Raw genomic sequence first — 12,612 nt, 5'->3', positions numbered from 1 at the left:
GTAAGTTGACTCCGCGTGCTGCGTGTGATGCTCCCTCAGTTGAGTGACTGGCCGCTGCGCTCCCGTAACTTCAGGGCGCGTAGCACCGCTTCGGTCGAGAAGCGGCTCTCGGGGTCGGTGAGCTGGTCCCCGAAGATGGCTTCGAGGCTGCGCATCCGGTAGCGGACCGTCTGCGGGTGCACATCCAGGAGTTCACCCATCTGAGCAGCGGTGCCACGGGTGTCGAACCAGATCCGCAGCGTCTCGATCAGCCGCTCGCGCCGTGTGGTGCTGATGCCGGAGACGGCGGACAGCTCACGCTCGGCGAGCTGGTCCAGGAGCGCGGTGTCCGAGAGCAGCCAGAGCGTCACGAGGTGCTCCTCGCAGAGTATGACGGGCGCGTCGTCGATGACCCCCGCGTCGACCAGTTCCAGCACGCGGCGGGCCCAGCGGATCGAGTCGGCGGCGAGCGCCGTGGGCACGGTCAGCCCGATCGCGGCGCCCCCGCCCGGGATCGTCCGGTCGAGCATCTCTCTGCGCGCGTCGTCCATGGGCCCGGGTATCAGCAGGTGCGGCTGCGGGTCGCCGGGGTCGATCAGGACGTCGTGGTCCGCGCTGATCCGGTCGAGGCCGGACGGTGCGCGCACCGCGACGAGAGTGACCTGCTCGGGCATGGTCCATCCGGTCTGCTCGCACAGCTCGGCAATGGCGCTGCGGGGCACGGGTCTGCCCGTGAGGATCAGATGCAGCAGCCGGCGGCGTACCGCCTCGCTCTGCTGGTCGGACTGGGCCTGCACCTCCAGGTAGCCCTCGCGGGACAGTGACTCGAGCTCGTCCACGTACGCGAACAGCGCGTCGGCGAAGCTGAGCATCAGCGCCGGCGAGAAGTTGTAACTCCGGCCCACCTTCTTCGCCCGCCGCAGCGCGACGCGCGCGCCCAGCCGGTACGCGCCCTGCAGGGCGTCCATGGTGCGGCCCTCGTACGCCTCGAACCTGCCGAACCTCCGGCACATGTCGTCGCGCAGGACCGTGGGGGCCGTGGGTTCGGCGACGAGATCGACGAAGGAGGAAAGGCTCTGTTCGACACCCAGCCGGATCGAGGCGCCGTTCGGTCCGTTGAGCAGACGCGCGTATTCCGGATAGGCACGGGTCACCTCCATGCCTATCTCTTTGATCAGGCTCGGCAGTTCGGGCCGCATGATCGCGGCGAACTCCTGGGGGAGGGGCCCCAACGGGTCTCCGGTGTCCAGCGGCTGGATAAGTCTCGGCATGACCGTCCCCTCGCTTTCCTGGGCCCGGCGTGGGTGGAGCAGGTGGGGGAAAGCGCTCCCACGGACCGACAGGTGTATACCAACATCGGCGCCGAAGATAGACCAAGTCGGGCAGGGTGCACACCGTCTGGACAAGATCGAAGTGCATGGGGCACACAACATGGCCCCGGTGTGAGGCTTCGGTGCAGGTGGGACGGTAAATGCTCACTTCCGGACAATGTTTTCGGCCGTGGGCTGTGCCAGGGGTGCCCGTGCGGCGCTCCGGCAGCCGCACCGCCGGCCGTCCTGGACGGTTCTGTATGCCCCTCGCATGCACCCTTTGATCATGTCCAGGCGTCCCGGGGCGCGGTCGCGCCGAGTCGGGCGATCCCTGCCCCACACGACATTTCCGAGGGATATTGCGCACCAAGTGACAAGTGGGCGGGGTGAATTAGTGACCTACTGACGAGGAAAAAAAATCGCCGGACCAATCTTGACGCACAGGATTGTGCTCGAAGTTTCCCGCAAGTAACGTCACGCCCTGTCACAGAACGTGTGTGGCTGAAAGCGCAGCACGGCCCCCACGCAACACGATTCATCGCGGCACTCCCTGCGCCTTTGCAGGAATTCGGGTGCCTTCCCCGCAACAGTGCACACGCACTGGCGAATCGGAGGAACTCACTGTGCGCAACTCCCTCAGAAAGATCGCGATCGCGGCCGGTGCCGCCGCAGCCGCTGTAACGCTCGGCGCCACCACCGCCACCGCCGGCGTGGCCGCCCCGACCTGGACCGTCACCCCCGCGCCCTCGCCGGTGGCGGTCTCGGCCACCAACTCCGGCACCGTCTCTCTCAGCCTCAACGGCATCCCGCTGACGTGTACGACATCGGCGGCCAACGCCGTGCTGGCGACCGCCTCCGGTACCTCGAACGTGACGGTCGGCACCATCGCTCCGCTGACCTGGAGCGGGTGCACCAGTCCGTTCGGACCGGTGACACCGACCGCCAACACCTCCCCGGCGTGGCAGCTGAAGGCGAACAGCTACAGCGCCGGAACCACCACCGGTTACATCTCCGGAGTGAAGGCCACGCTGACGGTCCTCACGTGCACCTTCACGGTGACGGGCAACGTCACCGCCGGCTACAACAACACCAGCGGTCAGCTCACGATCGGCAACAACGCCACCTACCAGCTGACCGTCGCCACCGTCACCCCGGGTTGCGCCGGCATCGCGGCCGTGGGCCAGCACCCGACCTACACCGCCAAGTACAACGCGGTCAAGACGGGTACCACCATCAAGCCCGGCATCGTGTACACCCCCTGACCCGGTCACGAGCCACTCAGGAATGAGCAGGAATCGCACGGCGGGGTCCGCCCGCCGTGCGATCCCCGTGCCCACCAGCCCGTTACCGGAACGGAGGAGCCGGCTGTGCACAGATCTCCCGGGACTCTCGCCACGGCGGCGGGTGCCGCCGTCGCCGCGGTCACCTTCGCGGCACCCGCCGCCACGGCGGGCGTCGCGGCGTCGACCTGGACCGTCGGCCCGAGCTCGGTGCAGACCTTCTCCGCCGACTCCGGGGCCGTCCGGATCCAATGGGGCCTCAGCGCCGGCATTCCTCTGGCGTGCAAGTCATCGGCGGCGCGGGGCGACCTGGCGTCAGCCTCCGGCACCGCAGACGTGCAGATCGGCACCATTGCCCCGATGACATGGAGCAACTGCTCCAGCCCGTTCGGCCCAATGAACCCTGTGGCTGACACATCCACCCCGTGGAAGTTGATGGCGAACAGCTACACCGCCGGTGTCACCAGGGGATACATCTCGGGTGTGAAGCTCAGGTTGCAGATGCTCACCTGCACCATGGTGGTCTCGGGCCGACTCGCCACCACCTACACCAACTCCACCGGGCAGCTGCAGGTCGACAACGACGACACCTACCGGCTCACGGTGGCCACGACCACTGCGGGGTGTGCCGGGCTCGCCGCGGTGGGCGACAACTGGGTGTACGAAGCCCGCCATTCGGTGACCACGCCGAGCGGCGGCAGCACCAGGCCGAGCATCGTGTACACCCCCTGATCCGGCCGCACACCAGTCCTGAGCGAGCAGGCATCCCGTTGCGGGTCCACCCGCCGCGCGATGTACGTCCGACCGGTCCGAAAGGGGACATCGTCAGTGAGAGGCACTCGTACGACGGGAGCACGCAGGCGCACGGCGCGGGGCGCGGCGGTGGCCACCGCGGTGCTGCTGGGAAGCATGGTCCCCGGTGCGCAGGCCGCAGTCGGTGTGCAGGATGTCGATACGGAGCTGGCTTACACTTGCGGCCTTCCGGAGGGCGAGCAGCCGGTGAAGGTCGTCGTCACCGCCAAGGTTCCCGAGTCCGCTCAGGCAGGACAGACGATCCAGCCCGAGGACCTGGGGCTGGACCTGACGCTGCCCGAGGGCGCGGCGGCCGCACTTTCCGGCTCCGGAGCGGCGACCGTGAGTGCGGAGGCGCAACTCTCGGTAGACGTCGTCCAGGGGGATCAGCGCGCCCGGACGGAGTGGATCGGGAAGACCGCCGATCCGGCACCGGTCCCCGAAGCGGGCGACCTGGCGCTGAGTACGTCGGGGAGCGTCCCCTACGTGAAGCCCGAGGCGCCCGGTGACCTGGCATTCGAGGCGGGCGCCCTCTCCGTGGAACTCGCTCTCAAGAAGGCCGACGGGGCACCGGCCGAGCCGCCGGCCCTGTCCCTGAGCTGCGCGTTGGACGCCGGGCAGGAGGCCACGCTGGCAGAGGTGCCCGTGAGCGGTGGGGGCGGGGAGCCGGGGGCGGAGCCCACCCCGACCGGATCCTGGCCCGAGGAAGAGGTAACAGGCGGAGACGAGGACCTCCCGAAGGTCGGAACTCCGGCGCGGCCCGCTGCGGCCGATGCGCCTCCGTGTGCGGGCGATCCGAGTGACTACATGGGCATGGTCGCCTTTGTCACCGGCTACGCCAACGTGGCAAAACTCAAGGGGGCGACCAAATTCCCGTTGGCCTGTGCGCGGATCACGCAGGGCGAAAGCAGGGTCGTACCCGAGGGTGAGTTCCTGCACGTGTACCAGGACTCGGCGGTCGACCTCGACCACGAGGGGAAGCCACAGCTCCCGCCTGCATCCGGCACCTTCTTGACGTTCGGATTCATGCCGACGACCGCGACGCTGGAAATGACGCAGATCCCCCCGAGAACCAACCCTGACGGGACTCGTGTCCCGAACATCAAGTCCGACCTGGCGATCAACATCGCCGAGGGCTCGACCAAGGCCGTGACGGCGGTGACTCTCGAGCTGATGCTCAGGCTCCGTGACGTCGAGGTCAACGGCGTGCCCTTGGACGTGGGTGACAACTGCCGCACCAGTAAACCCTTCACCCTGAGACTGGAGGGGCACATGACGCTGAAGGACGGAGTCCAGGTGGGGTACACCCTGGCGACCGGGGGCGAGCTGACCGGAGCGGTGACACTGCCTCCCTTCAGCGGGTGCGGTGCCGACGAGGACCTGGACAACATCTTCACCGCGTCCCTGTCCGGAGTGCCCGGCTACGTCAAACAGGTGCAGGGGGCTCCTTGTGCGCCCTCTCAGCACACGCCCGGTGCCGGTGGCGTGTGCACGGACGCCTACGAGCCGACGGACACGCCCGAAGCCAGCCGTTGACCCGAATCCGCACGACCAACCGCACCAACACAGCAATCCCCCGACCCGCCTCACGAATTGAGGGAACGATGAGATCTGCCTCGAAGACCTGGATCAAGGCCACCGGCGCCGTCGCCGCGTCCGCCGCGCTGGTCATGCCCCTGACCGCGTCGCCGGCCGGTGCCGCCCCTGCCGCAGCGACCCAGCTCAACGGCAGCTGGGCACCGTTCGACCGCTGTCCGGTGGATGCCCCCGCGATGCTCGCGGCGGACGGCGACACGGACGTCCCCCTGTGCGTGACGTCGACCTCGCCCAACGGGTCGATCAAGCTGGGCAAGACCGAGGCGACGACCGGCTCGACGAACCTGCAGTTCGGTGTCATCCAGCACCCGGCCGACGGGACCTACACGGTCGTCCCGCCGCCGGCCGGATCCCTCATCACCGGCAAGACCACCATCCCCGGCGGGCTGCTCGGCATCATGTGCCCCAGCAACGTCCCCGTGGTCTCGGCCGTCTGCGGGCAGATCACCAACGCCACCCTGAACAAGGTGACCGCGACGGTCGAGTCGGCCGGCACGCCGACCGACTTCAGCCTGGTCGCGGGCATATCCTCCGGGCCGATCGTCAAGCTGCCCGTCAAGATCCGCCTGGAGAACCCGCTGCTCGGCTCCAACTGCTACATAGGAAGCAGCAGTAACCCGGTGCTTCTGCGTCCCGGAAACATCAGCGCCCCCAGCTTCGCGGCCTCACGATTCAACGCTGACGGCACGGCGAACCCGGACGAGGGCTCGCTGATCCAGATCGCCCTGTCCGGGGCGGCCCAGGGTGACAGCCAGTTCTCGGTGCCGAAGGCGAGCGGCTGCGGCCTCGGCGGACTTCTCAGCTGGGCGATCGACCTCAAGGTCGGCCTGCCCGCCGCCGCCGGCTCGAGCAACCTCGTTCTCAACGACGCCAAGACCTACACGGCAGGTCTCACCGCTCCGGGACTGTCGGTGCCCGACGCCGGCAAGGAGCTCTCCGAGAGCTGGCACTCCGCGGTGAAGTAGCCGCACGGAACGGTGCGGGCGCCGCAGCCGGCTTCTTGTCATTCCGTGCGTCCCGCCCTTGAGTGCCCAAGAGCCCGCCCCGACCGAATGAACCCTGGTCGGGGCGGGCTTCGGCGTGTCCGGGGCGGGGCTCCGATGCCCGCGGCTTCGGCCCGCAGGTCCTCACTTTTCGATAGGTTTCGCGTCCTGATTGCTCATTGCTTCACAAGAAAACGGTGCTGTGCAATTACCTGGGAGAAAGTTCGTGAAGTGCTATTGCGGACTTAGGTTACCGGCCCGTAGCGTCCGGCTTGAGCAGATCGGAAAGGCGTCCGTACCTGCTCGTTCGACGCACGTGGAGTCCTGGTCGTGCCCCCTTGACCCGGGATTCCTTCGGGAGTTCCCCCGGTCCTGAACCCTCTCGCCGGGGCGGGGTGCTCCCAACTGCTGGGGTCTCGTGGCTCCGGCCCCCCTGGGCCGCGGGACCCCGGTGCAGTCGGAGAGCTTGCGCAGAATCCGACAAAGTCGCCGGGCGGGTTTGTCATTCGGTGACAAATGATCCACCCGGAGATCCACTTCCGCCGATTCCCGCTGTTCAACGGCTTGTCCTGGCGGATTCGACGGACTTAACGTGCGCCTCCTGGTGCATGTGTGACGAGTCGCCATTGCTTTTACCGGAGCCGGAGCGCTGACAGATGACGTCGTTCACCACCACTTCGAGGGAGGGCCGATGGGTATCGAAGTAGTCGTCGAAGGCCTGACGAAGTCCTTCGGCAAGCAGAACATCTGGCAGGACATCAGTCTCACGCTGCCGGCCGGTGAGGTGAGTGTCATGCTCGGGCCTTCCGGCACCGGGAAAACCGTGTTCCTGAAGTCCATCATCGGACTGCTGAAACCGGAAAAGGGCCGTGTCCTCATCAACGGCGTCGACATGGTGAACAGCCCCGAGCGCGAAATCATGGAGACCCGGAAACTCTTCGGCCTCATGTTCCAGGACGGCGCACTCTTCGGCTCGATGTCGCTCTTCGACAACATCGCCTTCCCCCTGCGTGAGCACACCCGCAAGAAGGAGTCCGAGATCCGCCGCATCGTCATGGAGCGGATCGACATCGTGGGACTGCTGGGCGCCGAGGGAAAGCTGCCGGGCGAGATATCCGGCGGCATGCGCAAGCGGGCCGGTCTCGCCCGTGCCCTCGTCCTGGACCCGCAGATCATCCTCTGCGACGAGCCGGACTCCGGGCTCGACCCGGTGCGTACGGCCTACCTCTCGCAGCTCCTCATCGATCTCAACGCCCAGATCGACGCGACGATGCTCATCGTCACCCACAACCTCGACATCGCGGCCACCGTCCCCGACAACATGGGGATGCTGTTCTGCCGCAACCTCGTCACCTTCGGCCCGCGCGAGGTTCTGCTCACCAGCGACATGCCCGTCGTCTCGCAGTTCCTCGCCGGACGCCGCGAAGGCCCCATCGGCATGTCCGAGGAGAAGGACGCGGCCACCCTCGCAGCGGAGCAGACCAACGGCTTCGGTCACACGGCCGGGCCGCGCACCGTCGTACCGCAACTGGAGCCCTCACCCGGACTGCCCGTACGGCAGGGCGCCCTGCGCCGCCGGGAGCGCGTCCTCTCCATGATGGGCCAGCTGCCGGACGCCGCCCGTACGGCCATCATGAACAGCTACACGCCGACCTTGGACGGTGGGCGCCGATGACGGCACCGCTGCCCGTACGGCCGCCCGAGCCGGCCGCCGAGGAGGCACGGGAGAAGACACCGCGGCAGAGGCCGCCCTCGCGGCTCCTCGCGCCGCTGCGTCAGACCGGCCAGCTGTTCGCCCTCGCCCTGGCGGTCGCCCGGGCCATCTTCCGGCGTCCTTTCCAGGTAAGGGAGTTCATCGAGCAGTTCTGGTTCGTCGCCAGCGTCACCATCCTGCCCGCCGCCCTCGTCTCCATCCCGTTCGGCGCGGTCATAGCGCTCCAGGTCGGCTCCCTCACCGAACAGCTCGGCGCCCAGTCCTTCACCGGTGGGGCCAGCGTCCTGGCCGTCATCCAGCAGGCCAGTCCGCTCATCGTGGCGCTGCTGATCGCCGGGGCGGCCGGCTCCGCCATCTGCGCCGACCTGGGTTCCCGCAAGATCCGCGAGGAGCTCGACGCCATGGAGGTCATGGGCGTCTCGCCCATCCAGCGACTCGTCGTCCCCCGGGTGCTGGCCACCATGCTCGTCGCCGTCCTGCTCAACGGCCTGGTCTCCGTCGTCGGCACCCTCGGCGGCTACTTCTTCAACGTGATCATGCAGGGCGGGACCCCCGGCGCCTACCTCGCGAGCTTCTCCGCCCTGGCCCAGCTGCCCGACCTGTACATCGGTGAACTCAAGGCGCTGATCTTCGGTTTCATCGCGGGCATCGTCGCCGCGTACCGGGGACTGAACCCGCGCGGTGGCCCGAAGGGCGTCGGGGACGCGGTCAACCAGTCCGTCGTCATCACCTTCATGCTGCTGTTCGCCGTCAACATGGTCCTCACGGCGATCTACCTGCAGATCGTCCCCCCGAAGGGGGGCTGAGCGATGTCGATGCTCGGCTGGCTGGACCGCTCCGGCGAACAGCTCACCTTCTACGTACGCGCCCTGATCTGGATCCCGAGGACCCTGCGCCGCTACCTCAAGGAGGTGCAGCGGCTCCTCGCCGAGGTCGCTTTCGGAAGCGGCGGTCTCGGGGTCATCGGCGGAACCATCGGCGTGATGATCGCGATGACCCTCGCCACCGGCTCGGTCGTCGGTCTCCAGGGGTACGCCGCCCTCGACCAGATCGGCACCTCCGCCTTCACCGGCTTCATCTCCGCCTACTTCAACACCCGGGAGATCGCCCCGCTCGTCGCGGGCCTCGCCCTCTCCGCAACCGTCGGCGCCGGCTTCACCGCCCAGCTCGGCGCGATGCGGATCAACGAGGAGGTCGACGCGCTGGAAGCGATGGGTGTGCGCTCCATGCCGTACCTCGTCACCACACGCATCATCGCCGGCGTCGTCGCCATCATCCCGCTCTACGCGATCGGGCTGCTCTCCTCCTACCTGGCCTCCCGCTACATAACGGTCCTGTTCAACGGGCAGTCGGCGGGCACCTACGACCACTACTTCAATCTCTTCCTCTCCCCGGACGACGTCCTGTTGTCGGTGCTCAAGGTGCTGATCTTCAGCGTGCTGGTGATCCTCGCCCACTGCTACTACGGCTTCCACGCGACCGGCGGCCCCGCCGGCGTCGGAGTGGCCGTGGGCCGGTCGGTGCGGAACGCCATCGTGCTCATCAGCGTCACCGACTTCTTCCTCTCGCTCGCCATCTGGGGCGCGACGACCACGGTGAAGGTGGCCGGCTGATGTCCTCCTCCACGGCGCAGACGGTGCGCCGCAGACTCGCGGGCGTGACCTTCGTGCTCGTGCCCGCCGTCCTCGTATGGGTGTCGGTCTCGGTGTACGAGAAGGACTTCGCCGACGACGCCACAGTGACGGTGCGCACCGGAAGTGTCGGTAACGAGATGCACGACAACGCCGAGGTGAAGCTGCGCGGCGTCGTGATCGGCGAAGTGCGCCACATCGCGGCCGACGGTGACGGGGCCCGGCTCACCCTCGCCATCCAGCCGGACCGGCTCGGCCGGATCCCGGCCGACGTCACCGCCCAGATGCTGCCCACCACCCTCTTCGGGGAGAGGTACGTGGCTCTCGTGCCTCCCGCGGTCCCCTCCGCCGAGACCCTGCGGGCCGGGGCGGTGATACCGCAGGACCGCTCCAGCAACGCGATCGAGCTGGAGGAGGTACTCGACAACGTCCTGCCGATGCTGACCGCCGTCAAGCCGGAGAAGCTCGCCGCGACCCTGGGCGCAGTGTCCCAGGCGCTCGAGGGACGCGGTGACAAGCTCGGCGACACCTTGGTCACCCTCGACGCGCACCTGAAGGAGTTCAACCCCCAACTCCCCACGCTCAACGCGGACATCAAGGAACTGGTCAAGGTGAGTCATCTCTACGCCGACGCCGCCCCCGACGTCCTGGAGGCGCTCACCGACTTCACCACCACCAGCGGCACGATCGCCGAGCAGCAGGCGGAACTGGCCGACCTGTACGGATCCACCACCGCCTCCGCGAACGACGTCACCGCTTTCCTGCGGAAGAACAAGGACAACCTCATCCGTCTCTCCGCATCCGGCCGCCCGACACTGGAACTCCTCGCCGAGTACTCCGACTCCTTCCCCTGCACCCTGCGCACGATGGCCGGGTTCGTCCCCGCCATGGACAAGGCCCTCGGCAAGGGCACCGACAAGCCGGGACTGCACGTCACCGTCAAGGCGGTGGAGTCCAAGGGCAAGTACGTGGCCGGCAAGGACACCCCGGTCTACGACGCCACCGGCGGCCCGCACTGCTACTCGGTGCCGTACACCGGCAGGGCGGTCCCGACCGCCGACGCGCGAAAGGTCTCCGACCCGCCGCGGAACACAGGTGACGCGGGACCGGCCGAAGCGCCCGCAGCCACCGAAAGTGCGCTCGGCATGCCGAACTCTCCCCAGGAGAGCCGGCTCGTCAACGAACTCGTCGCCCCCTCACTCGAAGTCCAGCCGCGGTCCCTGCCCGACTGGAGCAGCGTGCTCATCGGTCCGGCCTTCCGCGGCGCGGAGGTGAAGCTCAAGTGAAGCGCCGCTCCCTCGCGGGACCGCTCGCGAAATCCCTCGTCTTCGTGGTGGTGACCGCACTGGCCACCACCGTCCTCGGCCTGTCCATCGCCAACACCGGCGTCGGCGACACCACCTCGTACAAGGCCAGGTTCACCGACGCCACCGGACTGGTCGTCGGTGACAGCGTCAGGATCGCGGGCGTCAAGGTCGGGCAGGTCGAGTCCATCCGGGTCGCCGACAGACGGCAGGCCGAAGTCGGCTTCGCCGTACGCAGGGGCCGCGAGCTGCCCGCCTCGGTGACCGCGTCGATCAAGTACCTCAACATGGTCGGCCAGCGCTACATCGACCTCGACCAGGGCGCCGGGCCGGTGGGGGCGACCTTCGGATCCGGGGCGACGATCCCGCTCTCGCGGACCACGCCCGCGCTCGACCTCACCCAGCTCTTCAACGGCTTCCAGCCCTTGTTCGAAGGACTCTCCCCGCCGGACGTCAACCAGCTCGCCGGGTCCATCGTGCAGGTCCTCCAGGGCGAGGGCGGCACCGTCGACAGCATCCTCTCCCACGTCGGATCACTGACCGGCACCGTCGCGGCCAAGGACAAGGTGATCGGTGAGGTGATCAAGAACCTCAACACGGTCCTCAAGACCGTCAACGACCGCGAGGCCGGCTTCGACGACCTCGTCGTCACCCTCGAGAAACTCGTCAAGGGCTTCTCCGGCGACCGCAAGCCGCTCGGCGACGCGGTCACGGCGATGGGGGCACTCACCACCGTCACCGCGGACCTCCTCCAGGACGGCCGTGCACCGCTCAAGAAGGACATCGCGCAGCTGGGCCGGCTCACCGGACAGCTCGACAGGAACGCACCGAAGATCGAGAGCTTCCTGGAGAAGACGCCCGCCAAGATGGAGGCGATCACCCGTCTCACCTCCTACGGGTCCTGGCTCAACCTCTACCTCTGCGAGGCGAAGGTCACCGGTGTGACGACCGAGGACGGCAGCGCCCCGCCCACCGGCATCACGATCGGCGGATCGAGGTGCACGGGATGAGGATCAAGCCCGTACGGGAACGCAACCCCGTCGCCATCGGCGTCATCGGGCTCGTCGTCCTGGCCCTGGTCGGCCTCGCCGCCTACCGGGCCGACGCACTGCCCTTCATCGGCGGCGGCACCGCCTACAGCGCCGACTTCAGCGAGTCCGCCGGTCTGGACACCGGCGACGAGGTGCGGATCGCCGGCGTGAAGGTGGGAGAGGTCACCGGAGTCTCACTCAACGGCGCCAAGGTGAAGGTCGACTTCAAGGTGAAGGACGCCTGGATAGGCAACTCCTCCACCGTCGGCATCGCCGTCAAGACCCTTCTGGGCGAGAAGTACCTGGCGGTGGACCCGCTCGGCGACGCCCCGCAGGACCCGGACTCCCGCATCACGTCGAGCCGCACGACCTCCCCCTACGACGTCACCCAGGCGTTCAACGGGCTCGGCGAGACCATCGAGGAGATCGACACGGCCCAGCTCGCCCAGAGCTTCCGGACCATCTCGGACACCTTCAAGGACTCGCCGCCCGACGTACGCAGCGCCGCGGAAGGGCTCTCCGCCCTGTCCAGGACGGTCTCCGAACGCGACGCGCAGCTCGCCACCCTCCTCAAGGGCAGCAAGCAGCTCACCAAGACGCTCGCCACCAAGAAGAGCAGCTTCGAGACCCTCCTGGAGGACGGCAACCTGCTCCTCGGCGAGATCCAGGCCAGGCGCGACTCCATCCACCTGCTGCTCACCGGCACCCGGGACCTCGGCACACAGCTCACCGGTCTCGTCACCGACAACAACAAGCAGCTGCAGCCCACCCTCGATTCGCTGGGGCGGGTCACCACCGTCCTGGTGAAGAACCGCAAGAGCCTCGACAAGGTGCTCTCCATGGCCGGCACCTACAACCGGCTCGTCGGCAACACCCTCGGCAACGGCCGCTGGTTCGACAACTACGTGTGCGGGGTCGTCCCGAAGGACTACCTGCCGAAGGGCACACCCCCGAAGAACGACTGCATGCCGCCGAAGCAGGGGGGCCGCTGA

General features: G+C 67.9%; 11 protein-coding genes. 10 read left to right on the top strand and 1 reads right to left on the bottom strand.

Features of this window, described 5'->3' with window-relative positions:
• Positions 1-35: 35 nt before the first annotated feature.
• On the bottom strand, positions 36-1,250 hold the full coding sequence (locus OO67_RS21975; RefSeq protein WP_033302767.1) for a PucR-like N-terminal domain-containing protein: 1,215 nt from the start codon (positions 1,248-1,250) through the stop codon (positions 36-38).
• Positions 1,251-1,912: 662 nt separating this feature from the next.
• Between OO67_RS21975 and OO67_RS21970 the strand changes: the two genes are divergently transcribed.
• From OO67_RS21970 to OO67_RS21925, 10 genes are all read left to right on the top strand, one after another.
• Positions 1,913-2,551 carry a hypothetical protein gene (locus OO67_RS21970; protein WP_033302766.1) on the top strand — a complete coding sequence of 213 codons (639 nt, stop codon included), beginning with the start codon at positions 1,913-1,915 and terminating at the stop codon, positions 2,549-2,551.
• 105 nt (positions 2,552-2,656) lie between these two features.
• Positions 2,657-3,301 carry a hypothetical protein gene (locus OO67_RS21965; RefSeq protein WP_033302765.1) on the top strand — a complete coding sequence of 215 codons (645 nt, stop codon included), beginning with the start codon at positions 2,657-2,659 and terminating at the stop codon, positions 3,299-3,301.
• A gap of 96 nt (positions 3,302-3,397) precedes the next feature.
• Positions 3,398-4,897, top strand: a complete 1,500-nt coding sequence (locus OO67_RS21960; protein WP_033302764.1) for a DUF6801 domain-containing protein — start codon at positions 3,398-3,400, stop codon at positions 4,895-4,897.
• Between the two features lie 68 nt (positions 4,898-4,965).
• A complete protein-coding gene (locus OO67_RS21955) occupies positions 4,966-5,922 on the top strand; it encodes a hypothetical protein (protein ID WP_033302763.1) in 957 nt (318 codons plus the stop codon).
• A 709-nt stretch (positions 5,923-6,631) separates the two neighbouring features.
• Positions 6,632-7,615, top strand: coding sequence for an ABC transporter ATP-binding protein (locus OO67_RS21950; RefSeq protein ID WP_033302762.1), 984 nt, complete (start codon positions 6,632-6,634; stop codon positions 7,613-7,615).
• On the top strand, positions 7,612-8,460 hold the full coding sequence (locus tag OO67_RS21945; RefSeq protein ID WP_033302761.1) for an MlaE family ABC transporter permease: 849 nt from the start codon (positions 7,612-7,614) through the stop codon (positions 8,458-8,460). Before OO67_RS21950 ends, OO67_RS21945 begins: the two co-directional genes overlap by 4 nt.
• A 3-nt stretch (positions 8,461-8,463) precedes the next feature.
• The gene (locus OO67_RS21940; protein WP_031094766.1) at positions 8,464-9,267 is read left to right on the top strand and encodes an MlaE family ABC transporter permease; all 804 of its coding nucleotides are present in this window, start codon (positions 8,464-8,466) and stop codon (positions 9,265-9,267) included.
• The gene (locus OO67_RS21935) at positions 9,267-10,571 is read left to right on the top strand and encodes an MCE family protein (RefSeq protein WP_033302760.1); all 1,305 of its coding nucleotides are present in this window, start codon (positions 9,267-9,269) and stop codon (positions 10,569-10,571) included. Before OO67_RS21940 ends, OO67_RS21935 begins: the two co-directional genes overlap by 1 nt.
• Positions 10,568-11,599: an MCE family protein gene (locus OO67_RS21930; RefSeq protein WP_033302759.1), complete on the top strand. Its 1,032-nt coding sequence runs from the start codon at positions 10,568-10,570 to the stop codon at positions 11,597-11,599. The genes OO67_RS21935 and OO67_RS21930 overlap by 4 nt, the downstream gene beginning before the upstream one ends.
• Positions 11,596-12,612 carry an MCE family protein gene (locus OO67_RS21925; protein WP_033302758.1) on the top strand — a complete coding sequence of 339 codons (1,017 nt, stop codon included), beginning with the start codon at positions 11,596-11,598 and terminating at the stop codon, positions 12,610-12,612. The genes OO67_RS21930 and OO67_RS21925 overlap by 4 nt, the downstream gene beginning before the upstream one ends.

The sequence above is a fragment of the Streptomyces atroolivaceus genome (assembly GCF_000717025.1).
Lineage (GTDB): Bacteria > Actinomycetota > Actinomycetes > Streptomycetales > Streptomycetaceae > Streptomyces > Streptomyces atroolivaceus.
Note: the sequence above shows the minus strand (reverse complement) of the source record. Positions and strands in the feature narration are given on the sequence as shown.

What these genes read in the sequence shown, in the direction of transcription:
- OO67_RS21975 (WP_033302767.1), bottom strand. Translation starts at nt 1,250, where the DNA reads ATGCCGAGACTTATCCAGCCGCTGGACACCGGAGACCCGTTGGGGCCC.
- OO67_RS21955 (WP_033302763.1), top strand. Translation starts at nt 4,966, where the DNA reads ATGAGATCTGCCTCGAAGACCTGGATCAAGGCCACCGGCGCCGTCGCC.
- OO67_RS21950 (WP_033302762.1), top strand. Translation starts at nt 6,632, where the DNA reads ATGGGTATCGAAGTAGTCGTCGAAGGCCTGACGAAGTCCTTCGGCAAG.
- OO67_RS21945 (WP_033302761.1), top strand. Translation starts at nt 7,612, where the DNA reads ATGACGGCACCGCTGCCCGTACGGCCGCCCGAGCCGGCCGCCGAGGAG.
- OO67_RS21940 (WP_031094766.1), top strand. Translation starts at nt 8,464, where the DNA reads ATGTCGATGCTCGGCTGGCTGGACCGCTCCGGCGAACAGCTCACCTTC.
- OO67_RS21935 (WP_033302760.1), top strand. Translation starts at nt 9,267, where the DNA reads ATGTCCTCCTCCACGGCGCAGACGGTGCGCCGCAGACTCGCGGGCGTG.
- OO67_RS21925 (WP_033302758.1), top strand. Translation starts at nt 11,596, where the DNA reads ATGAGGATCAAGCCCGTACGGGAACGCAACCCCGTCGCCATCGGCGTC.